Annotated in this window: 27 protein-coding genes and 1 pseudogene; 3 read left to right on the forward strand and 25 right to left on the reverse strand. The window is 60.0% G+C overall.

What is annotated here, in order from left to right; translation table 11 throughout:
- Window positions 1-60: 60 nt before the first annotated feature.
- The 17 genes from tnpB to ATB98_RS29265 all read right to left on the reverse strand — a co-directional run bounded on the left by tnpB (window position 61) and on the right by ATB98_RS29265 (window position 14,589).
- Window positions 61-192 carry an IS66 family insertion sequence element accessory protein TnpB gene (tnpB, locus tag ATB98_RS28445; RefSeq protein ID WP_084435820.1) on the reverse strand — a complete coding sequence of 44 codons (132 nt, stop codon included), beginning with the start codon at window positions 190-192 and terminating at the stop codon, window positions 61-63.
- Window positions 189-584, reverse strand: coding sequence for an IS66-like element accessory protein TnpA (tnpA, locus tag ATB98_RS26265; protein ID WP_066879174.1), 396 nt, complete (start codon window positions 582-584; stop codon window positions 189-191). The genes tnpB and tnpA overlap by 4 nt, the downstream gene beginning before the upstream one ends.
- Window positions 585-840: 256 nt before the next feature.
- A complete protein-coding gene (locus ATB98_RS26270) occupies window positions 841-1,335 on the reverse strand; it encodes a hypothetical protein (protein ID WP_066879177.1) in 495 nt (164 codons plus the stop codon).
- Complete coding sequence (locus tag ATB98_RS26275) at window positions 1,336-2,541, reverse strand: hypothetical protein (protein ID WP_066879858.1); 1,206 nt, start codon at window positions 2,539-2,541, stop codon at window positions 1,336-1,338.
- Window positions 2,542-2,597: 56 nt separating this feature from the next.
- Window positions 2,598-3,947, reverse strand: a complete 1,350-nt coding sequence (locus ATB98_RS26280) for a tail fiber domain-containing protein (RefSeq protein ID WP_066879180.1) — start codon at window positions 3,945-3,947, stop codon at window positions 2,598-2,600.
- A 7-nt stretch (window positions 3,948-3,954) separates the two neighbouring features.
- On the reverse strand, window positions 3,955-4,401 hold the full coding sequence (locus tag ATB98_RS26285; RefSeq protein WP_066879183.1) for a GNAT family N-acetyltransferase: 447 nt from the start codon (window positions 4,399-4,401) through the stop codon (window positions 3,955-3,957).
- Window positions 4,398-6,023, reverse strand: a complete 1,626-nt coding sequence (locus ATB98_RS26290) for a hypothetical protein (protein ID WP_066879186.1) — start codon at window positions 6,021-6,023, stop codon at window positions 4,398-4,400. The genes ATB98_RS26285 and ATB98_RS26290 overlap by 4 nt, the downstream gene beginning before the upstream one ends.
- Entirely contained in the window at window positions 6,020-6,622 is a 603-nt protein-coding gene (locus tag ATB98_RS26295; RefSeq protein WP_066879190.1) for a hypothetical protein, read from the reverse strand. Before ATB98_RS26295 ends, ATB98_RS26290 begins: the two co-directional genes overlap by 4 nt.
- A complete protein-coding gene (locus ATB98_RS26300) occupies window positions 6,619-7,215 on the reverse strand; it encodes a phage adaptor protein (RefSeq protein ID WP_066879193.1) in 597 nt (198 codons plus the stop codon). Before ATB98_RS26300 ends, ATB98_RS26295 begins: the two co-directional genes overlap by 4 nt.
- The gene (locus ATB98_RS26305; protein WP_066879196.1) at window positions 7,212-7,535 is read right to left on the reverse strand and encodes a hypothetical protein; all 324 of its coding nucleotides are present in this window, start codon (window positions 7,533-7,535) and stop codon (window positions 7,212-7,214) included. The genes ATB98_RS26300 and ATB98_RS26305 overlap by 4 nt, the downstream gene beginning before the upstream one ends.
- Before the next feature lie 2 nt (window positions 7,536-7,537).
- A complete protein-coding gene (locus ATB98_RS29600) occupies window positions 7,538-7,705 on the reverse strand; it encodes a hypothetical protein (protein WP_167354118.1) in 168 nt (55 codons plus the stop codon).
- Between the two features lie 659 nt (window positions 7,706-8,364).
- Window positions 8,365-9,555: a hypothetical protein gene (locus tag ATB98_RS26310; RefSeq protein WP_066879198.1), complete on the reverse strand. Its 1,191-nt coding sequence runs from the start codon at window positions 9,553-9,555 to the stop codon at window positions 8,365-8,367.
- A 31-nt stretch (window positions 9,556-9,586) separates the two neighbouring features.
- A complete protein-coding gene (locus ATB98_RS26315; protein ID WP_066879201.1) occupies window positions 9,587-10,144 on the reverse strand; it encodes a hypothetical protein in 558 nt (185 codons plus the stop codon).
- A gap of 252 nt (window positions 10,145-10,396) precedes the next feature.
- Window positions 10,397-11,524 (reverse strand): hypothetical protein, encoded by a 1,128-nt coding sequence (locus tag ATB98_RS26320; RefSeq protein ID WP_153435940.1) that lies wholly within the window; start codon window positions 11,522-11,524, stop codon window positions 10,397-10,399.
- A gap of 183 nt (window positions 11,525-11,707) precedes the next feature.
- Window positions 11,708-12,703: a DUF5309 domain-containing protein gene (locus tag ATB98_RS26325; protein ID WP_066879207.1), complete on the reverse strand. Its 996-nt coding sequence runs from the start codon at window positions 12,701-12,703 to the stop codon at window positions 11,708-11,710.
- Between the two features lie 119 nt (window positions 12,704-12,822).
- Window positions 12,823-13,773, reverse strand: a complete 951-nt coding sequence (locus ATB98_RS26330) for a hypothetical protein (protein ID WP_066879210.1) — start codon at window positions 13,771-13,773, stop codon at window positions 12,823-12,825.
- 261 nt (window positions 13,774-14,034) lie between these two features.
- Window positions 14,035-14,589 carry a hypothetical protein gene (locus ATB98_RS29265; RefSeq protein WP_153435941.1) on the reverse strand — a complete coding sequence of 185 codons (555 nt, stop codon included), beginning with the start codon at window positions 14,587-14,589 and terminating at the stop codon, window positions 14,035-14,037.
- 125 nt (window positions 14,590-14,714) lie between these two features.
- Between ATB98_RS29265 and ATB98_RS29270 the strand changes: the two genes are divergently transcribed.
- Complete coding sequence (locus ATB98_RS29270; protein ID WP_153435942.1) at window positions 14,715-15,149, forward strand: hypothetical protein; 435 nt, start codon at window positions 14,715-14,717, stop codon at window positions 15,147-15,149.
- A 291-nt stretch (window positions 15,150-15,440) separates the two neighbouring features.
- Here the strand turns inward: ATB98_RS29270 and ATB98_RS29275 are convergent, their stop codons facing one another.
- A complete protein-coding gene (locus tag ATB98_RS29275; protein ID WP_153435943.1) occupies window positions 15,441-15,605 on the reverse strand; it encodes a hypothetical protein in 165 nt (54 codons plus the stop codon).
- A 213-nt stretch (window positions 15,606-15,818) separates the two neighbouring features.
- Between ATB98_RS29275 and ATB98_RS26335 the strand changes: the two genes are divergently transcribed.
- Window positions 15,819-16,136, forward strand: coding sequence for a hypothetical protein (locus ATB98_RS26335; RefSeq protein WP_066879213.1), 318 nt, complete (start codon window positions 15,819-15,821; stop codon window positions 16,134-16,136).
- 39 nt (window positions 16,137-16,175) lie between these two features.
- On the opposite strand, the gene ATB98_RS29280 is transcribed toward ATB98_RS26335, so the two are convergent.
- Both ATB98_RS29280 and ATB98_RS26340 read right to left on the reverse strand, forming a co-directional pair.
- A complete protein-coding gene (locus ATB98_RS29280; protein ID WP_153435944.1) occupies window positions 16,176-16,523 on the reverse strand; it encodes a hypothetical protein in 348 nt (115 codons plus the stop codon).
- Between the two features lie 193 nt (window positions 16,524-16,716).
- A complete protein-coding gene (locus tag ATB98_RS26340; RefSeq protein ID WP_066879216.1) occupies window positions 16,717-16,953 on the reverse strand; it encodes a hypothetical protein in 237 nt (78 codons plus the stop codon).
- A gap of 189 nt (window positions 16,954-17,142) precedes the next feature.
- On the opposite strand from ATB98_RS26340, the gene ATB98_RS26345 reads away from it, so the two are divergent.
- Window positions 17,143-17,439 carry a hypothetical protein gene (locus tag ATB98_RS26345; protein WP_153435945.1) on the forward strand — a complete coding sequence of 99 codons (297 nt, stop codon included), beginning with the start codon at window positions 17,143-17,145 and terminating at the stop codon, window positions 17,437-17,439.
- A gap of 953 nt (window positions 17,440-18,392) precedes the next feature.
- On the opposite strand, the gene ATB98_RS30285 is transcribed toward ATB98_RS26345, so the two are convergent.
- The 5 genes and pseudogenes from ATB98_RS30285 to ATB98_RS26365 form a co-directional block, all read right to left on the reverse strand.
- Window positions 18,393-18,644 (reverse strand): DUF6258 family protein, encoded by a 252-nt coding sequence (locus tag ATB98_RS30285; RefSeq protein WP_327197946.1) that lies wholly within the window; start codon window positions 18,642-18,644, stop codon window positions 18,393-18,395.
- A complete protein-coding gene (locus tag ATB98_RS30290) occupies window positions 18,571-18,801 on the reverse strand; it encodes a DUF6258 family protein (RefSeq protein WP_234782028.1) in 231 nt (76 codons plus the stop codon). The genes ATB98_RS30285 and ATB98_RS30290 overlap by 74 nt, the downstream gene beginning before the upstream one ends.
- Before the next feature lie 358 nt (window positions 18,802-19,159).
- Entirely contained in the window at window positions 19,160-19,438 is a 279-nt protein-coding gene (locus ATB98_RS29605) for a hypothetical protein (RefSeq protein ID WP_066879223.1), read from the reverse strand.
- Window positions 19,439-19,657: 219 nt separating this feature from the next.
- Entirely contained in the window at window positions 19,658-20,056 is a 399-nt protein-coding gene (locus tag ATB98_RS26360) for a hypothetical protein (RefSeq protein WP_153435946.1), read from the reverse strand.
- A gap of 359 nt (window positions 20,057-20,415) precedes the next feature.
- Window positions 20,416-21,357 (reverse strand): annotated as a pseudogene (locus ATB98_RS26365) (portal protein); the annotation flags it as partial.
- Between the last annotated feature and the right edge of the window lie 474 nt (window positions 21,358-21,831).

A 21,831-nucleotide genomic window follows, 5' to 3' on the forward strand; every position in this document is an offset into this window, starting at 1 on the left:
GCGGCCGAGCGGGCACCCGGCCGGGAAACGCAGCACTGCGAGCGACGCCGCCACATAATCTCATCCGACGCATATCATCGGGTCGCGCTTCAACGTCTCCTGCACCATCAGCGACAGGCCAGGAAACCCCCTGCGCATATCGGTATAGCCTGTCGCCAGCCAGACCTTCACACCGCTCGGAACCGGGATCATCGCCGCTCCAGCACATCGAGGATGCGGGCCAAGGCTTCGATATCGATGTCACTCCCGACCCGGAGACGACGGCCATTGCCAAGCTCGATCGTGACGATGCTTGCCTTCTTGCGCGGCCGGGAGACCGGCGGCGGCTCGGCCGAGATCGATGGCGTAGGCAGCGCTTCGACGACCTCCACCGGAACGAGCTGCGGGACAGACGGCGCGGAGATTTGGCAGAGCTCCTTGCGCCAGCGAAAAAGCTGGCTCACATGAATGCCGGCCGAGTGCGCGATCTCCGAAACGCTTGCGCCTGGCTCAAGCGTCGCCGCGACCAGTCGCTCCTTCTCCTCACGAGACCAGCGCCGACGCCGCTCGACCGACGTAATGACCTCAATCTGATGCTTCGTCATAGGACTATCCCTAGTGCTTGCACTAGGACTTGCAGTCTTCAGGCTACCTCGGCAAGGCGGCCGTCACCGGAGGGGTACATTGCAACTCTCCAGACAGTGGCACAATCTCTTACTGGACGCGAAAGATTGAGGGGCGTTGGCGGCTATATCGCCGCGCACCTATCATGCGTGGAGCCTGTCACTTCGTCTCCTCTTAACGCCTCACCAACACTCCATATTCTTGGGATTTGCGCGCAACCCTGAGAATGAGAATTGGCTAAATCTGGCTAGCCGAGCGCCACATTAAGTCGATCTGCGCGTTCGTTAAACCAAGGAAGTTACCTATGGCAGTTATCAGCGGGTGGCAACGCTCGAAATTCGTGGCGTACTCCCACTCAACCGCTGTTGTCTTTCGATCTCGCTCCGTCGGCATTTTCTCAATTGCCGCAACCACCTCCGTCGACGTGATGCCTGCGTCCATCAGCCCAAGGCGAAGCTGACGCGCCGTAAGGCTGGGCATCAATCTCCTGATGTCCTCGTCTGCTGGTGGCGTGTAGGGAACAATTGAATAATCTGGATGATCGTCAAGCCATCGGCGGATTGTGGGATTGAGTCCGTGGAGATCATCAGGTCGGCTAATATACTCGCAATCGTAGATCTCACCAGCCGTATCGGCGACATTACAGTGCACTCTGTAGACACCGACTTCAGCAGTGGCAACAACGCCGAAAACTTCATTAAGGCTTAACCGAGATGCATCAATTCGTTCCACTTAAGCCGTCCTCTGAAAAAGAGTAGCGCGAGCTCCAGATTGATCTTCATATCCGCGCGCGCGCCATGTACCGGAAAGAGCTGTGCCGGATACAGTATTAAATCGGATACTGTCCCCAGAATTGTAGTAGACTGGGGATGACGCGTTTCGGTTGGTGCCGGCATCTTGTGCAAGTATGTACGTGCCGACGGGGTAATTTGTGTTGGTCGCACTCGTACCCGTGTATACCTCCGCCGCGATAAACCCCAACGCATGCGTGTGGCTCGTCGCCGTGACCGAGTTCGTCGTCGAGTTTGTAATATCCGACGGCGTGCCCAATGTGAGCGTGCGGGTTGCCGAAATCGCGCCGCCCCCGGTCAACCCGTTGCCGGCTGCCACCTGCACCGCATTGCTCGCAGGCGTGTAGCCGTAGAGCGTGTTGATGTCGGAAGCGGCAAGATTGCCCGAGTGCCACACCGTGTTATGTGCCGCGACCGAGCTGTCGTAGAATTTGAGGGCGTCGATACTGTTCACGTTCGAAACGTACAGATAATCGCCCGTGTCGTCGTTCGCCACGCGAATGCCATCGCCATTCGCCGTTCCATCCCGGTGCTGGATATAGCCCTTGCGGTCGCTCGCTTTCCAAAACGCGATGAAGGGGTCGCCGGTCGCGGAGCCGAGCAGCGAAAAGGCTTCGCCGTCGGAGCTGGCGCGGACCTGGGTGAATTGATCGTACACGCCGGAGACGCGGGTGTTGGGGATCGTGCCGGTCGTCAGGTTCGACGCGTTGTTCGCCCCGAGCGTGGCGCGCGCTGTGGCGGCATCCGCGTCGTCGAGCACCGTCTGGGCGAAGGCTGAAACGCCGAGCGTCGTCAGCGCGGCCGCGGCGGTCGCGTCATCCAGCAGCGTCCGCACAAACGGCGTCAGCGCGGTGGTCGCATAGGCGTCGGCCGCCGTCGTATAGATCATCTTGTCCGCGCTCGTCACAAGCCCTGCGATCGAGGTCAGGGCCGCGCTCGAAGCCTGAGCGCCAAGTGCTGCGCGCGCGGCGCTGGCGCTCGTCGCGCCCGTGCCGCCCGCGGTGATCGGCCGCGCGGCATTGGCATCGGCCGTGAGGTCGTCGATCAGCGCGTTGTAAGGCACGCTCTGGATCGTCGTATTGGGCACCCCCTTGGTGCCGGCCGGTGGGGAATAGACTCCGCCTGTTCTTGGCAATGTGGCCTCCATGAAAAAGGCCTCCCGATGGGAGGCCGCCTGAAAATTGCGCCAGAGCTGCACGCTTACTACTTCAGCCTCTTCCCCGCCGCGAAAAGCCGGCCGTAGTCCACCCGACGCATTCCATCGGGTCCACGGCTGACCGCGTCGGGGCGCGTCTTTTCCACTTCCTGCGCCATCACGCCGATATGCTTTGGTCCGTCGGCCGGCTCGCCCTTGTAGTGGAACTCGTAGAGGTTATGCCCCTTGAGCCTGCCGACCTTCTCGATATTCTTCTTCGCGCGACGATCGGACTTGGGCAGGAGCCCCAGGAGAGAATTGAACAGGCCCTCGCCCGCCTGCTGCCGGGCGTTGTAGGCCGCCATCTGGTTCTGGTAGTTCTGCTGCACCAGACCGGCATAGTCGACCGGCTGGATCGACTGACCCTGCGTCGGCACGAAATTCGGGTTGCTGACTTGCGCGCCGGAGAGCAGCGCCGAGATTTCGTTGATCGGCTGGTTGCGTTGCGCATATTGCTCGTTGAGAAAGTTCGAGCGCGCCGTGTTCTGGGCATTGATCCGCGCCTGCTCGGCGTTGAAGTTCTGGTCCTTGAGCGCGTTGTTGGCTGCCGTGGCCGATTGGCTGTTCTGGTGCATCTGCTGGCGAGCATTGTTGCCGAAGTCGGCATTCTGCAGCGCCTGGCCGTAGGCCTGCGCCTGGGCGGCGTTTTCGAAGCTCGCCTTCTGGTTGGCGAGGTTGGCAAGCCGCGTCTGCTCCTGCCCGGCGTTCAGCACGGCCGCGATGCGGGCGTCGTTGGAGGTCCGGTTCGCCTCGTCGATCGCGCGGTTATAGGCTTCCGATCCCGGCTGCAGGCCCTGGTTGGCAAGCCGCGTTTCCAGCGCCGCGCGGTCGCGCTGGAGTTGCGGATTGAGCCGCGCCATCAGCGCATTCTCATATTTCGACGTGTCGAAATCCGTCTCATAGCTGCGGGTGATGTTTCCGGCGTTGCCCACCGACGTCTGAAGCGCGGGGCCGCTGGTAAATTGCTGGTACTGCGGCAAGGTGAGCTTCGTCGGGTCGCCCGCGGCTGGAGCCTTCGAAATGTCCATCGGCTTGCCGAGCAGGTCGTTCAGCCGGCTCGATTGCGATGTGGCGAGCGTCGCCAGGTTGAGGTTCGCCGCGTCGTTCTGGTTCTTGATCTTCTGCTGCACCTCCGAGAGCTTCTGCGTCGCCGTCGCCACCGGCAGCTCGTAGACGTTCCCGCTCAAGGGATCGGTCCATTTCTGCATCGCATAGCTGTAGGTGAGACTGCCGTCCGGCGTCACCTGGTTGACATTGCCCATGTATCCGTTGGCGACCGCGGTGCCGATATTGGTCGCGGTCTGTGCCGCCGCCGTCGCCTTCGGATCCGGGGGAGTGGGAGCTTTTGATTTTCCGATAGCACACCTACCTTCGATTGACGGGGTGCGCCCGCCAGCCGTTGTCCGTCAGAGTGAAGATGATTTCCGCTTCCTGCCGCCCGCGAAGACGGGGAATACGATGGCTCGTGAACCCGAAACGCCGGGCAATGTCGACCATGCCGCGGTTCTCCTCGGAGACGCGCAGCACGGCGAGCTGGCAGCCGATCTCGTCGAAGGGATAGCCGAACATGGCTTTCAGCACCGGCCGCGTCAGCCAGCGTCTGCTGGTCGAGGCGGCCGAAAGCTCGATGACGCCCGCTTCGGGTGAATAGTTGTGGTAGACGACGCCGGCGACAAGCCTGCCCTCCTCTGCCACGCCGAGCGTGGTGAAATCGGCAAAGCCTCTTTCGCAGCCGTCGATATGGGCGGCGACGAAGCCGGCGACCGCGTCGTTGGTCGCGGGGTCACCCGCCCCGCCCCAGATGATGCTCACGCGCTCGCCTCCCCGGCCGAGACCTGCAGCGTGGCGAGATCGACCTCGATGTCGAGTTTCACCGCCCCGCCGGAGGTGATGACGCAGCCGACCGCCAGCATGTCGCCACTCGCCCGCACGTTCTGGCGAAAGTCGTGGCGCAGCGTCTCCGAGACGCCGTCCCAGCGCGCCAGGTCCCAGAGGCCGACGTCCCATTCCGGGGAGGTCGCGTCGCCTTCCGTCACCCGGTCGAAAGGCGGCGCGGTCCTGTCGAAGTCGGCGCGGGCGAAGAGCTGCACCTTGGGCCGGGTCTTGGCGCGGAAATACATATGCGCCATGGTTGCCGCCGTGCGCTGGCCGAATTGCCCGGCCGGCGTGAACTGCGAGAGATACGTGGCCGCAAAGGTCAGCCCGTCGTCAGTGCCGCCGGTGTCGCCCTGCCAGCAATAGCCATCGCGCGAACCGAAGAAGAGCCCGCCCTGCAGCGTCTCGAAGCAGTTCGCACGCCAGTTGCTGATCGTCGCCCAGCGCCCGTTCAAGACGTTCAGCACGAAAGTCTTGTCGCTGACGACGCTGTTGTCGGGAAAGGCGACGAAGACCAGGTTCTGCTCGGCCCAGGGTTTGAGCGTCCAGCCCGAACCGGTGGCATTCGCCGCTCGCCGCCAGTCGTCCTCGATCGGTCGTGAAACCGAAACCTGGGTCAGCGCCTGCCGGTCGCGCTGAAACACCTGCGACATCGGCGTCAGCCCGTCCGTAGTCGCAATCAGCACGTCGCCGCCGACGCGGATCCAGGCGTTCTTTCCGAGCGGCTTGCCGACCTGGTAAACGCCCTTCAGCGCGAAATCGCTGGCGCTCGACGGGTCGGAACCGGCATAGACCGCGATCTCCCCTTCCGTCGAGACGAAGACGCAGAGATCGGAAAGCCCGTCGCCGCTCTCGAGCGACCAGGAGAAGCCCGTGATGAGCGAGCCGCCCTTCTTCATCACCCCGCCGAGCGGAAACACGGCAGCCGCACCGCCGATGGCGTTCACCGGCAGGTAATAGGCATCGAGCGTCGCGTTCTTCAGGAAGAATTCGCGGTTCTTGAACAGCCAGCCATAGTTGAGCTGCGCCATGGTCGTCGCATCCGAAAAGGTGATCGAAGGCGTCGTCGTCCAGGCGGTGCCGTCATAGACGCGGCGCGTATCAGCGCCGTTCAGGCAGACGAGAAACGAGCCGCCGGCGGTCGTATGCTGGAAGGCACACCAATCGCCGCCGGAAAGCCCGCTCACGGCCGCGGCCGTCGTCGCCGGCGGCGCGGCCGGCGCGGTCATGTTGTAGATCGCGCTCGCCGTCGCCATGAACAGCTTCTCATTGCTGCCGAACTTGTATTTGAAGGCGCTGCCTATGGCGCCGCCGTCGGCCGCAAGCCCGATCTTGCGCGAACCGCCGCGAATCTTGCAGCCGGCAAGCGTCGGCAGGAAATTCATGAGCACCGTGGCGGAGCCTGGCACCTGCGACGCCATGTCGGCGGTCGTCACGAGTCCGCCTTTCGGCGCGGGAAAGGTCACCGATTGCGATGTCTGGGGCCGGCCGATGCTTGCCTGCCTGCGGTTGGTCTGCAGCAGGCGGCCAGGGCGAACTGCATTCGTCCATGTCGTCATGATGTCCCCCTGTCCGCATTTATCTCCTGCAGGAGATCGGCCTCGAACTCTGCCAGATTGTCCTCGAAAGGCAGGCCTTTCTGCCGCTTCCAGCGCCAAATCAGTCCCTTGACGAGCAGACGCTCGGGAAAGAGCGTCGTGTCGTCGTCGGCGCGGAACACGTCACGCTCCTCGTAAGGATCGCCGAGGACCCAGTTCTTCGAGACGTAGTCGATCGTCGCGCCAGCGGCGGCAGCGGCCGGCGAGAAAAACATCTCCCTGCCGCTCAAGCGGCAATAGGGCTCCGCCGAGGCGATGCCGACGATCACGGCCCATTGTGCGCCGTTGGTGACAAGCCGGAAGAACCGGCCATCCCCTGCCCGCACCGCGCCGCCCGGTGCCAGCCGCTGGTAGTCGGCCGGGAGGATTTCCGGCGAAGCGGAGACGACATGCGCTTTCAGCATCCGCCTCCAGTCGGCACGCCGCGCAATCTCCGCTCCCGCTTCCTCGGCCAAAGCCACCATCGTCTGCGCGTTCGGATCGTTCGTCCCGTAGACGCTTTCGAAACGGTCGAGCGAAACGACGTCGGAAACCTCGTTGATCACAGTCAGAAGCGTCATGGCGTCAGCCCTCCGATGACGATTTCGGCGTTGCCCCAGCGCAGGCGCTCGTCGGCAAGCCCGAGCCCGGCCATCGCCTGGCGCTTCAGTGCCTCGGCCGCGCCGGCCTTGGCGGCATCGCGCTCCCAGACGGCGATTTCCTCGACGAGCGCGTAGAGATAGACATCCGGCGCCTTTTCGGTCAGCCAGTTGCTTGGGGCTTCGGCGGTCAGCGGCGGGATTTTCGCGTAGTAGGTCAGGCGGATGTCCGCGCCGCTCTTCGGCCGTACCTCGATGGCGCTGCCGACGATCGCATAGCCGATCGCCGGACAGCCGGATGTCCCTTGACCGCTGAGCTCCTGCAGCGGCAGCGCTCGCAGCGGTCGGCCGTCGCCGGCAAGGACCTGCCGCGCCTCCAGGAAATCCGCAGGCAGGCTGCCCACGCCTTCCGCCAAGGGCACGCTCGCTGCCTTTTCCATCTCGGCAACGCGCATCACACGGTTGAGCTTGAGTTCGGCAAGCGCGAGAAAGCGCGGAAAGAGATGAGCAACGTCGTCGCGGCCGGAATATTCACCGGCGTCGACGAGCAGCGACGCATAGTCGGATATGGTCATAGATGTCCCTCGAAGCTGCGCCAGGCGCGGTTGTCGCCGTCGTTGAGCCACCGCTTCACATAGCGGTCGTCACCTTCGGAATGCGCCCGCACCAGGTTTTCGGAATGCGCGAGGTTGAGCGGGATCGACGCCACCTTCGTCCATTCCCCGAAGGCATTGCCGGCGGTGGCATGGCGTGTGAATTGGTTCTGGCGGACGAGGTTCTCGACCGGATAGTCCGTCCGCCAATGGGTCCTGTTGCCGTCCTCCATCACCCAGACGGAACGGCCGGTCTGAAAATCATAATCGAAGAGCTTCCATTCACCGTCGCGGATCACCATGGTCACTCTCCCGGCAGTGGATCGGCCCGCTCGGCCTTGCCGCTGGCGATCAGCGCCTTGGCGTCGCCAAGGCTCAAGAATACGACGGTTCCGGCCGGCGTCCGCTCGCCATCGTTAAGCCAGACGTCATAGATCAGCCGGACAGGCACCGGCTTCTTTGTTTCGTGCATTTGCCTTCTCCAATAAAAAAGGCGGCTCCGAAGAACCGCCTTGGTAAGGAGGTATTGAGACACGCGCTCAATACCGCCAGGGCTTGCCATCAGAGTCCGGACGGCCGCCGGAATCGGCGTCCGCCACGGCGGAAGGTCGTAAGGAATGTCGTGCTGGTAATCCGGGAGTTTCATCGCGTTTCTCGCTGACGTCTCACGACCTGAGATGTCAGTCGCTACCCGTGCACAACTTTCGAAAGAATCCATCGGCTGATCGGGAAAATCCCCGTTAACTCGGATGATTTTACCGCGGCGGGCCTGCCTGATCCCTCCGAATTGTTCATGACGGTGGCACGTTAGTTCAGAAAACTCTGCATGATGCGAAGTCGCCATCGCGGCCGAGAGCATTTCCTGGATAAGAATATATTCAAAAACCGTGGTACTGGTGAATGTCGCCCGGCGGCCTTGCGGTCCTAGGCGGACTTTAAATCTGGACGCGAGTGCCGGTGACAGCTCACCGTTCCCCCCCCCCCGCGGGAGCGTCCTTCGATGTCGCGGCGCCGCAAAAAATCGAAAAAGCCGCTTCGATGTGCCGCTACGGAGCGAGTGACGGATTTTGAGTTCGGGAATGCCTTACTTTAGGACGCGTCATCGGCCCGATGCCCCATTCCGCTCCAATCTCATTGCTCGAATAATTCCGCGGGATCGGGCAGCGCTTTCATCGCCCCCGTCATGTCGGCGGTCGCACCACAAAGCACATTGGTGAAATTCGGGTAGTCGAACGGCTCGACCTTGAAGACGCGGTAGGCAAGATCCTCCTCCGCCGCGTCGGCAGCCTTCGCATTCGTCCGAGGGCGCGTTTCCAACACCCATTCCCCCCAACCGATGCGCTGCGCTGCACCGAGGCTCTCGGCGCGCATCGAGAGCCAATGGGCCGCGAAGACCGGATCTCCCGTCGTTCGGAACCCCCACCAAAAGGAAACGGGTTTGCCGTCCTTCGTGTGCAGCATCTGGGTATAAGCGACGAGATCCAACCCGAAGGCTCTGACCGGCTCAGCAAAGGTCACCGTACTCCCCGACACCTCCCCGGCCTGACCATCCGGCGCGGCCACAAACAGGGGCTCGATTGTCACCTTTCCAAAACGCCCTTTAGCCCGCGCGAGCGTGGCAAACAATTCGGGGCGGCACCGAGAGAATTCCTCGAGCACATCCTCCTCGCTCACCGTTTTCGGCAGAACGAAAAGGCTTGTCGTGGGCGGAAGCCTCTTCCTGCCCGTCCTCTCATCGGTCTTTAGCTCCGGCATTCTGTCTTCCGTCGCATTGCAGAGGAGAAAAGAATGCTTGGGGCTGTCGGCCTCGTCGACGACCAGCTGCCGATAGGTTGCTTTCGGTGTAGCCAGCCTCCCCCAGGTCGCCTCGGCAGGTGTCGGCTCAAGGCGGAATTCAAAAGCATTTTCACCGATTCTAGCAAACTTGGTGCCACGAAGCCGCGCCTCGATCAACTTCACGACCTCGACCGGTTCCCGATTCACCCGAAATCCCCACATCAGCCCGGGCCCCTCTGCAGCCTCCTTGTGGATCTGAAGGTATCCGCTGAGAGGCACGCCATAGGCATTCACCACGGCGGAAAACGGGACCAGTCGCGCGTCCACCCAGATCGGCGCAGTAAAGTCCTCATGCGCCCGGAACTCTCTCGCAGGGAAATCCGCCCGGCGGCTGGCCAGCAGGTCGAAAAATTCGGCCCTGCACCTCAAAAATGCGTCGAACACCTTTTCGACGTCCGCCCGGCCGGGCTCAGCGCCAGCGGCAGGCACCGCGAATGCCAAGGCACCCAGTGCCGCCAGAAAGCGCATGAAACCGACAAACGCCATCGCTCGTGTTCCCACTTCCTGCTCCTGGAATCTATTGCCTGAACAAGTCCGCCGCGTTGGGCAGCGCCTTCATGCCGCCCATCATGTCGGCGGTGACGACGCACAGAACGAGAGAGTGATCCGGCTTTCCCGTCGAGTTGATCATCATCGTGCGCGCTGATGCCGTGTCACCCTGCGCGTTTCCCTCTTCGAGGACGCGGTAAAATGAGCCGCCTTGCTCGAAGAACTCCGCCGACGGCTCGCCCAAGCGAATGCCCTCGACGAGATCCCTTGGCTTACGGTCGGTGACGAAACCCCACCACCACGCGTCCGGTTGGCCGGAGGCTTTCATTTGCGAGTATCTCAGAAGATGAATCCCATTGGCGTCGACGGGCGCGGCAAAGGTCACCTGGGCGGTCTCCGTCATGCCTTCGCCTGCGAGATCGGGCGCCGGAGCGACGATCTCGCTCACGCCGAAGGCTGATCCCTCGGCCTGCAGAACCGTAAAGAACTCAGACGTGCAGCCCAGGAAGGCGTCAAAAGCTCTCTCCGCGCCAGCACCCTTGCCGGCCGCCAACGCCGGCATCGCGTGCGCCGCGATGGCAGCCACGATCAGACCTCTTGTGAAACAACGAGAAACCCTCAACTTGTCGCCCTCCGCACCATTCCAAACCTACTCCACCGTGCCGCAAATACGCCCGTTGCGCTGAAGGGCATCGCTCGCCTTGCTTGTAGAACATTTCGTGAACACGCGCAAGAGGACATCTCGTTTTGTCGCGTCTTTCCGAGAAAGCCTCGCGCGGCGCCGTTCTGGCGCTGAAAACGCGGTCGCATCGCATTGCCGAGAGTCATTCAAACCAGCTCAGTACGACATTGCGGAGGCTATCCCGGTCCGGCTCTTTGTTCTGCCAATACGTGCAAGACCTGAAAAGGGAGGCGCCCACTTGGTCGGCCACTGCTGGGCGTCTCGCTTGTCATGCACGCTCCCCAACGAAGATGGCGGCGCCTCCCGCTCCAAGGCTCGCCGCTCCCTGGGGGTATCAAACCCGCGATACCCGTCCAGCTCACCGCGCATCTTCAATACAGCTGCGCGGCCATCGTAGGTAAACTCCGGATTTGTCCTCCGGGGCCCTTGCCATGCACTTCGGGGAATAACTGGGCCGTTTACGGAACGCATATTCACGAGTTCGTCCTCAGGGACGTGAGGCACCACATTTTCACCTTGGATACGGCCGATGCGGAGCGCATTGTTGATCCCGGGCAGATTGTTCAGATGCTGCTCGCCGCCATCGCCGTGGGGGTTAAAGGAGAAAACTGCTCCATTCAGCTTCCTGCGCCTTTCATTGATGTTCTTCTCAAGGGTTTGCGGGCCCATTTTGTAGTACATGACGCCCAACGCGTGTTGCTGCTCCGGCGCCAACCGACGCCATGCCGCGCTGTCGATGCTCTCAAAGAATAGAGCCGCTTTCCTCGTCATCAGGCCAGCGAAAGCCAAGGTTGTTTCTGGTTTGTCGAATTTCAGGAGATCGTCGCGCAACGCATCGTAGTGCCCAAGATACTTCTTGAGCTCCAATGGATCGTCCTCGTGGACCGGATGTTGTTCCGCGTATTCATGCAAAAGATCGATGGCAGTGCTAATCCGTATGTTGCCTGGCCCCACGTCGACTGTTGCGGGATTCCCCAACTTGCCGAACGAGTTTCTCTCCCCCTTCCGTAAAGCATTGTAGTTTTGGTCAATATCTTCATGGTCGATCGGCTCTCTACTAAGCAGATCGACAGTGGCCGCAACATCGCCAAGCTTTTGAACAATGGGCCCCGTTCCCTTCCAAAAGAGCTCAGGGTTGAATCGCGTATCATGTTCGTTGGCGACGGCGCCGATTAGCAATTCGGGCGGAACCCCCAGAATCTTCGCGATACGATCCACTGCGCGCGCGTTGCGAGCGATGAAGTCCAACGTCTCCGGTTGAAATTTTGAAGTCGGTTCGGCCATTGAGAGCCCCTTCTGTTAACTTGATCGTTCGACCGCACTGCCCGGCTTCAACGACAAAGGGCGGACCAAATCCGCCCTTTGTCGTCTCTCACTGTGCTGAAGACCAATTCGCCGCCAGCCGAACAAGTCGGCCGCGGCGCCCAGGGCCTTTTGGTTGTGCACCCTTCAGCGTAGCGCCAGTCGTCAGCTTGCGTCGCTCAAGCCGAAAAGATCGGCCGCGACGCCAAGGCCCTTTTCGTTGTGCACCTTCAGCGTGCCCTCGCCGATGATCACGCCTTTGTCGGCGTCGCCGGTCTTGGCAACCTCGCGGTCTTCCTGGATCTTGCGCAGCCACAGGAAGGAAAGCATGTCGGTGTCGATGAAGAAGGCGTTTCGGGCCAAGCCGGCGCTCACCGCCTGGACCCGGTTCGGGTGGATCATCACCGTGCCGAAGGGGCCTTCGTAGTAGTCCGCCGTCGCAACGATGGTGTTGCGCTCGCCGCCCTGCGAAACCGCGTAGCGGAAGGGCGCGACATTGCTGTCGGACATAAAGGTTACGAAGACGGATTTGACATAGGGCGAGACCGAGACATGGCGGAAATTCGCGCCGTTCTGGTAGCCCTGCTGCATCACCGAATCGAGGATCGTCTTGCTGAACGGACGCTGCGTGCCGTCCGTCGGCGCCACCGTCAGGCCGGTGGCGGCGTCAAAACCGCCGTTGGCGCCGGCGGCACCGCGCGACACATTCGACGTCAGCCACGTGCTGAGCGAGCCGAATTCGCGGGTGGCGCCGCTGACCGACGCATTGGTGTCGGCGATCGCGAACTCCACGTCCTTGCGGATTTCGACGCCCTTCTTCAGCTTCTGGTACTTGCGCTTCTGGACGTTGCCGGCCTCGGCCGTCACTTCTTGCGTGGCGGAGATGATCCAGTCCTTGCGCATGATCTGGGTATAGTTGCCGAGCCGCTTCGGCGGGGTGATCGCGCCGAAAGCATATTCCTCGCCCTCCTCGCGGATGTTGGCGCCGGGCGCGGCCAGCTCGTCCGTCTCCCATTCCGGGTGATAGGTCGTGCACTTGCCCTTTTCGATCAGCGAATAGATCGGAGTATCTTCCGGCGTGATGCGCGACACGACGTCGGAAAGCTCCTCGCGATTGCCGACGGCCTGCGTGGTCTGGAACGTATTGGTAAGAACTGCCATTTGCTGGTCCTTCTATGGTGAAAACAGAGCGGCCGCCCGCGCGCCGACCTGGCGCGCGAGAAGCCATTGATGTTGCTGAGTGAAAGCTCTGGGCCGCTCGCGATGACCTGATTGAGGGGCTATTCGAAATCGACCGCCATCGCGTCGCGGATCGACCCGGTCCGCGCAAGTCGCTGCATCGCCTCGCGGCTTTCGCGCCCTTGCTGGCGCGCTTGGCTCTTGGCCCTCATGCGCGGCGCCGAAAGCGGTGCGGCGGAGACCTTCTGCAGGGCCTTGGTCCGCGCGCGTTCCGCAAGAAGCCCAAGTCGTGCGTAATGCGCGAGCTTGAAAAGCCGGTGGTCGGCGACCTCGCGCACCTCGCCATCGGAAAAGCCGAGTTCCCGCGCGGTCTCGAACGCATCGGCGAAGAAGGCCTCCCGCCCCTCGTCATGTGCCGTCTGCGGGAAAGATTCGATGAGCTTGGCGTTCTCTGCCTCCAGCTTCTCTTCGTTCGCCGCCGCTTGCAGTTCCGTCGCGACGCCCGCCGGCTCCTCGCCGAGCGCCATTACCCGCGCAAGCTGCTCCAGCCCCGCCTGATGCAGGGCCCATTGTCTCTGATAGGCCTGCGGATCGTAGATCCTCAGTTCCTCCGGCGGCTCGTCGGGTATCTGAGCCGCGATCAATTCCGCGACGGCATTGGCCGTCGCAGCGACCCGGCTGCTCATGCCTTCGAGTGCCCGCCCGCGATTGGCGAGATCCTGGGTCTTTTCCCGGTAGTCGCGGTCCCGCATATATCCGAGCTTCAGTTCCTGAAGCGGAACCTCTTCGCCGCCCTTGAGCGTGACGATCATGTCCTCGGCTTCGTTGTCCGCCTGGTCCTCGTCAGGAAAGGCCGGCATGTCGCCGTCGATTCCATCATCATCCTGCTCTTGAGCGTAGTTCACGGTCTGCTCGCCGTCCCGCTCTTCCTCGTCCTGTGGGTTGGCCTCGTGTGGCTCCCAGAAGTGGAGGTCGTCGAAGCCTGCGGGCTCAAGCGAGCCGCCAGTGGTTTTGCTCCCGCCGAAAGGCTGGTTGGCACTATCGTTCATCATGGGAAGTCCCTTTGTTTCGGCGAAGGCGGCTCGTGCAGCCCGTCGCCCCGGGGAAAAGTGAAGTCATGCTGTGGACGGCGGCGCACTCGGTCGATCGATGCCCAGCCGTCGACCTCAGCTTCGCACGGATTTACGGGCTATCGTTCACGGTTAGGTTGATTCCTGTTTTGTTCCGGTATATGCCTTTTTCTGGATTGTCGGCTTGACGCAACGCGGAGGATGGGCACTTGCGCCCCATTGCATCGCCAATGTTTCTGCACCTCATTCGCGCCAATTGCCCGGTGCCAGTCGCAGCGACGTTCGGCCAGGAAAAAGCCTCTCCCAAAAGCTTCTTCCATCTTCGGTTTCGGCCGTAAGCGGCCAATCGGACGGTGGGTCGCTCGACGGATCAGCCGGCAAGTCAACAGGAGTTAGTCGAGGAGGGGTTGGGAAGTCACCGTCACGCGTAGGTTCAATGAGTATGCCAGGATCGAGTTCGGGAGGAATGATTACCGGCCCTCCCGGAAGCTCGTTCTTTACGTTCTTTTCGACATAGTCTCGGTATACGTCATTAAGTTTCTTGGCTCTTTGAACAACTTCATTTAATTGTCCTGTGGGATCGTGTACTGTTCCTTGGAATATTTGCAACTTTCCTATAAAACTCTGGAGGTTTTTCTGGATAATATCCGGCCGAATTTTCCGTCCGTCAGGATAATACGAGCCAGCGCCATTGATAATGTGGTCGATCGCATCAACTATAGCTTGACGTGTCCCATCTTGATCGGTGACTGTAGGCGCATCGGGATTTACAGGCGGGAGCGGCTTCATCTTGACCATTCTATTCTCCGGGAAAGGACTCTTTTAGCCGCCAAATCCAAGGGAAGCGGCGACATAATTTGGCTGCAACCTGTGGTGATAAGTAATCACAACGATCATTTGGGTTGCTAAGGTGGGAGTTTCCGTTGGCCTCTATTCAAAGAACGTTGTGTGCCTTAATCCTACTTTGTGGCGCATCTCTCTCGCTTGAAGCGCGAGCACAATCGCTGGGTGCAGAAGACTTTTTGGTCAGATACGCGCTGATAATGAATGGCAAAAGCCCGTTGCTGATGGAACAAAAGTGTGAGCGGGGAAAGTCTTGCCGCCTGGCCATCGGATCAAATGCGGAAATCAAAATCATACTAATTCGATCACGCGACGATCGTACGCACGATCAAATCAAGATTGATTGCGAAGATTTTGGATGTTCTTTTGACAATGGAAGGAACAGCGTATATTTTGGAAATAGTAAAAATGGAAAAGAGTTTACGATAACCGATGAAGAACCGACCTTTGGAGGCTTCGATCTTCTTGTAAAAAGAAAGTTTTCTGTTATAGGAAAGCTATATATAAAATACTAAATTATATAGACCGGAGAAATCTGGAGAGAAAGCACGCGGAGTGAGCGCGAACGTACCCAGACCGAGTCCATGGATCAGCCTTCTCGTTGGCAGTTTGTCTGCCTTGATAAGCCTCGTTTATCCAGCATTTGCAGATAGATGGTTCCTAAAATTGGAAAGCCTTGCTTGCGGCTGCTATGTTCGTCACCGCTTGCGTGTTTAGTTATGCATATAGAGCTACGCGCAAACGGGGTCGCCACGACGCTACCGCGCAGATCAAACGGGATTAAGTTGCTAGGGCGCGCGTCCAATTTATTTGCGCCGCCGCCAACCGCCAACCAACCCCATCATCGCCGAGTAGCCCCAATAACCGGGATAGTCCGGGGCGGTCATTTGGATGGAGAAGAGATTTTTGGAAAAGACTTCGGCATCGGTGGCGGCGCTAGTCGCAGTATCGTCCGGTTTGACGAGCAGCATGACAGTTCAGACCGCTGTTATTGGAGTACGGCCCGTGGGTTCGCCGGGGAGTGGAGCTGGCGCCCCGGCACCCGTGCAATAATTGTGTCAGACGGCAGGATTGATTCCTGTTTTGTTCTCCGCTACCAATAACGAGGCAGCGCGGTCGTCATGTGAGGCAAGGGCCTGCAGCCGCCAAACATCAAGTCCAACTTGGTCGAGAGGTGTCGATAATTGGAAAAGAAGCGAATTAAAGAACGGATAGGCGGCCTCACGTTCGATACTGCATTCTGGCTTGCCTTGGACAATATCGGTCTCCTCGTTTTCGAGTTCTTCCTCTACGGGACCGCACGCGTAGTCGTGCCGCTGTTGAGCTTCGGCAGACTTGTGGTCGACGACTTCTACCTTGAAGACAAGGGCTTCAACTGGTTCGGGCTGAAGCGTCGGGAAGATGGCCGATATCTCGTGAATTCCGACATCAGCAAGTTGGCCGCGGTCGTCTTCTGGGTGCTTTGCGCCCTCGCCTATGTCGTTTTCCCGCGCGGCCTTTGACTCAGGGGCCAGGCGTTTGGATTCCCCGCACCCGCAATTTCACTCGCGCCAATTGGCCGGTGCGCGCCGCAATGATGTTCGGCCGGGAAACAGCCTCTCCCAAAAGCTGCTTCCCTCGTCCGCGTCGGTCACAGGTAGGCGGGACGTTCGCGTTACGGGCGCGATTTTCGGGCCGGCCTGCCGGTTGTTGGGATCTCCGTTATAGGCATCATCCCAAAACGTCGGATTCTGGCGATAGATTTGATACGCGTCGTGCCATGAATTCCCGTAATCTCGCGCAATTCTGTCGGCATAAGCCTCAGGGAGATTGACTTTGTCATTGAGCAGTTCAAAGAGCAATTCCCTGCCTGCATTCCGTAAGCCCTGCGCAATTCGCTTCTTCGGCATGGTGGTTCCTTTCTAGAATGTAAAAAATACGTCGCTGAAATAGTCTGCGTTGCTTTCGAATAGAACCATTGCAGACGACGGGGCGGGCAAATTGAAATTGCCATTTACGGGAGGCCACCCCTCTCCGGCGGCGCGTGGCCGTAAGCGTGCCCGCGCCCCCGACAAAAACTCGGACGGCGGGATTTCTTTCGCTTCACGCCGGCACGTTGGTTCCCTCGGCCTTGCCTTGCTCCGTCAGGAACCTGAGCTTGCCGCGGAAATTCCGGATCGCCCGCACCTCGGCCGCGAAGGCGGCACGGGTCTCGTGATCGGCGGGCTTTGCGTTGACGCAACCGTTGATCGCCGCCGTCTCCAACTCATCCATCAGTCGTTCGAACAGCGGATTGTCGAGAAGCGCTCGTGCCGTCGCAATTCGGTCTTCTGGTTTCATCACGCGTCTCCTTTGACTAGCGCCGCCCACCATCACTGCGTGCGCGGAGTCCAAATAACGATGCCCGGCAGGATTGGTTCTCTCTTTGTTCTGTTCCACAGCTTGCAAGCTCGGAAGCGCCCTTGCGGAGAAGGCTGCGAGTGGACGAAGAGAGAGAATGCTCCCCTTCGTGACACACAGGGCTTAAGCATGAAGAAAGTCGGCCTCCATTTGACGCTGTCGCCGGCGTCGTCCTCAATATTGTCGAGCTTCTCATCTTCGAGGTTTTCCTGCACCGAACGGCGCGGATGGTTGTGCCCCTGGCGAGCCACGGCAAACTTCAAGTTCAGAAAAATCTATGCAGATGACACCGGGTTCAGCTGGCTCGGCCTGAAGCGCCTGCCGTCCGGCCGTTTCCTTTTGAGCTCTTCGATGAGCAAGTTCGCCAGTGCGGTCTTCTGGTTCCTTTGCCTGGCGCTGTTTATCCTCGGCACAAGGGAGGCGTGAAGATCAGCGGACCGTGTGGTGGACGCTCAATCACGCCATTGACGTCGCCGGCTGGCGCCGACTGCCTATGCCGGCTTAACACGCACTCAGCCCTTGGATGGCTGGCTTGTCTTTGGCGCGGATGCCCTGGTGACCGGCGCCTCGATGGTGGTGATCCCGATGTCCGGCGAACCGTCGGTTGCCCAGCAAGAGCATGGCTCACCCGCCGGGCCAGTACCATAGGGGCAAACCTGCTCTGGGGTCGTGCACTGCCGGGGCCCCGGCTTGGCTGCGGGGTGGGCCATGGTCGACTGAAGCTTGACCGAGTTACGCGCCTGCGTCGTCGGCGTATGCGTTTCGCTGCACGAGGACAGCACGAGCGGAAGCGCGATCAAAAACAAAGAGATGCAGCGATGGCTTTTCATAACACTAGCCCTAATCTGAAGAGCGGAAGGTTGCAAGCCCGCTCCTTGCCGCTTGCACGTAGCCGTTCAGGCCCGTCGCGCCCTCTCCGAATCGGCCTCGGCCACCTCGCGACGGGCGTATTCCAGTTCCGCCCCCGCTCTGCAAAGCCACCACACTTCGTTGGCATACCAGGAGGCTTGCTCAGAGGTACGCCGGCATTCTCATAATTGCTCAAGTCGAGTGCATTCCGCGCGTATGTGCTCGACCGACAGATGTTCACGACCGACCGTCGTGTGTGCATCGTCGATGGCGCTTCGTCGTTCGGCGGCCGCAAGGATGTCTCTATACCTCCCCCACTCGTTCATGAGTTCGTCCAAATCAACCTGGCTTTTTTAACGCGATCGGTCGCTATTCGGAGGGATTGGAAAGCTTCAACGTAATCGGTAGGCCACGGCCTAGCATGAAGGCGCTCCGGGCCATCTCCAAGAATACCTTGAGGAACGCAAAATTCCTCCGCATCCCTTACTTGCAATCTCGCCCGCTTTGCCGGCGAAAACGAGGCGGCTTTGCTAATCCCGAATCCGCGCGCCTTCCCCGCCCGGCTTCTCGATTGCCACGGCCTTCGCCCGGATTGTCAGCTTGATGTTATGAAATTTAACATTGCCGTCAGTCTGTTCGGCATAGCCGATGTCGATGTTGACCGTGAACCGCTCGTTCTCATTTCTAACGAACTCAATGTCACCTATCTCACCATTCGGAATACGGCCAGGCGGATCGAAAAAAAACGTGATCGACCCCCTCAAACACCAGGAAGCCATCATCAACGTCTTCCTCCATATAGAAGTCCCACGTCTCACCGCGGACGCGCGATATGGAATCGATCTGGATCTTGACCTCATCCTTCCATCCATCGAGCACTATGGCCTTACAGGCGCGATCGCCGAGATAAACGCTGTTCAAAAATTCGTCAGGCTTCATTTCATCTCCTCATCGGCCAGCGCGCATCACGGCTGTTCCGGGGTACTATGTTCCCGATCGCCACGGCCTTCGCTCGGATGGTCGTTTTGACGTTCACGTAATTACCGAGCTCATATCCGGAGCCGATTTCGAGCAACACCGTGAAACGATCGCCATCGCAGCCAGAAACTCGATTTCGCTGATCTCGTCGTTCGGAATTCGGCGGATCGAATGAAATATGATCGACCCCTTCGAAGACGAGGAATCGATCAAGAAACGCCCCCTGCTGATAGGTCGCCCCGCCGCCTCCACACTGACCAGATGCGCTCGCACAGGTTCTCTGCCGAGATACAAGCTCCTGTGGCAGGCTGTCAGCAGCTTAATTGCCGCCTTGTGCCAACGACGGAGCCGGTGCGATTCTTCTCATCACCAGCAGTTCCGAGGCGATGTAGCTTAGGATGAACACGAAGTAGTGTGGCCCAAGCACCAGATACAACAGAACCGCCAACGGGTACCTCAGCGCGGTCACATCACCCTCCGTCAGCTCAGACGGGACGATGCCCGTACTGCCTCCCAGCGGCTCAAAGGCGATATTGCCTCTTGGGTCGGCGATGTAGCGCTGAATAGGCAGGCTCGTACGAGGATCGCGATAACGCATCCGATCCCCTTCGTTCTTGCTGCAAGCTGTCAGCTGCCCTTTGGTTGCTTCGCTCCATCTTGATTGTGGCGCTTTTACGCAACCATCGGCCGCAACCGGCCCGAGTGATCACGTTTATGATTTTGGGTCGATCAGACCCAAAATCATCGTGCTCTAAGGCGCGCAAAGCCGTTGAATGAAATGCCCTGTTCGAGGATATCAAATCGGTCCGCGTGCCCCCTATATGCGGCCGCGGTCCTGCGTCGAAGCGAATTTTTTGACGATCAGAAACTCAAGAACAACGTAGGTCAGAAGAAACACCATGTACTGTGGGCCTAACAACCCAGCCAGGAACATAATTTCCACTCCCTCCCAAAAAACGTTGAGACTGCCAACTCTGTAGAAAACTGCAGAATGCACCAACGGCACGATCATCAGCGGCACAACTGCCAACGTGATGTACAGGAGGCGCTTCCACAGACGCACTTTGGGAAGGGGAACGAAGGCAAACACGTAAAGAAGTGAAAACAATGCGGCCGCACCGACTGTAAAGTGGCGCTGATAGGCCCATGCCGCAAATACAAGCATGACGGCATAGCTGAGGAACACACGAACCATATTTAGAACCGCGTACGGCATCATAGTACTCGAAAAGATTATCTTCAGTTAGCTCAATCCGATGCACGGCGGATTGGTAAACCTTCCATCCAGCAGAATTGCGGCGCATTTGCGCTCGCCATGGATGCAATATGCAAATGCCAGCATCGATTGAATTTAGGAACGCTTCCGCTTTCCCTGCGCCGATCATCTTGCAATTTGACCTACTTGGACAGCAACCGTCGTAAGCTCTCGACATCATTGGCTTCGCCCACATGCTTGCTCAAACCTTTGAGCTGATTGTCCAGCTTGGTCGGCCACATGGTTTGCTCGACACGGTGGAATGGCCCAATTCCCTTGATCGCCTCGCTCACGCCTGTTGTGCAACCCGTATCAATCCAGTTGTCCTCGCCCGTACCCCCCGCGAAGACGAGACGACGCAGCTCCGCAATGCCGTCGTCGTCGGCATCCACCTTCACATAGAGTTCGTAGTAGTCCACCTCCTCCAGCGCCTTCGGCACCGCGTGCTTCGCCTCGAAGGCGTCGCGTCGGCGCGTGAACTCCTCGTCGTCGCGGCCGCTGTCACTGGCCGAGGCCGGCAGGCCTTCGATCAGGTCGCGATCGTAACCCATCGCAATCAGGTCCGAGCGCCGCATGCGCATGGCAATGCCGGTGATCGGGCTATCCTCGATCGAGATCGCGTCCGGATGGATCAGGAACTCCTCCAGGGGCACAGCCGCCAGCCGCGGCTTCCCCCGCTCGATGCGGCGGCGGATCTTCACGCTGTAGCTCGGCTGCGCGACCGCGCCCTGCGGCGTCTCGATCGTCTCGATCGTCTGCGACTGCTCCAGCACCTCCACCTCGTCATCGCCGACAAGCTGGATAAGCGCTGCCTCGTCCAGCCCCGTATGCGTCGAGACCGCAACGGAGGTCTGCGTCTCGTACCACCAGCGGATCACACCGTTGCGGAGCTTCAGCGCATCGTGCGCGGCATCCTGCACCGCGTCGTAACCGTCGCTTTCGGGGAAGACGACATAGTTGAGGTAGTCCGTCGCCTGTTCGGCAGCCGCCTCGTCGCCCTCGTTCACGGGCGCGTATTCCACCACCTTGTCATTGCCGAGGATGGTGCGGATCAGCGATGGCAGCACCTTCTTGATTGCCGCGCGCACGTCACGCGAGACGACCTTGGAGCGGTTGGCATCCGCCGGCACATCCTTCATCGTGCCGTCGTAATATTCCATCGCCCTGATGCGATCGATCGCGAGTTCGTCGCGATAATTCTCGCAATCCTTCACCAGTTGGCTGACCAGTGCGGCCAGCCGTTCATCGGTCATTGCAGCCATCAGAAAACCTTTCTGGCGGTGAAGTTGTGTTGTTATTGTTCAGCCGCAGCGCTTCGCCGCCCGTGCAAGGCGGAGCCGCATCAGGAGCTGGCTTCGGCTCGGTTGCAGGGCAGGAATGACTGCCGCTGTTGACGAAGATCGGGAGGCGATGCGCCCTGCCCGCGACGGCACGCTCGGCGGAAGCGTCGCGATCGCCTCGATTTGCTCACATTCGCTTCGCCATGATGAGCAATGGACAAAGCTGGCATCGCCTTCCTGGCCCTCATACTCATCCTCATCGGTCTCGTCGTGAGCATCCTGGCAGTCAAACCTGAAGCGCCGCCACCGCCCAGCAGACCGGCAGTTGCGCCGGGCAACTCCTGACGTCGCACAAATGCGGCGAGAACAAACAGACCGACGGGTGGCGCGAACGCATGTGCGCGCATCTCGCTCCCGGCGTTTCCCATAAAGCCGTGCAGCAGCTTTCCTCGCGGA

The organism is Sinorhizobium saheli (assembly GCF_001651875.1).
Taxonomy (GTDB): Bacteria; Pseudomonadota; Alphaproteobacteria; order Rhizobiales; family Rhizobiaceae; genus Sinorhizobium; species Sinorhizobium saheli.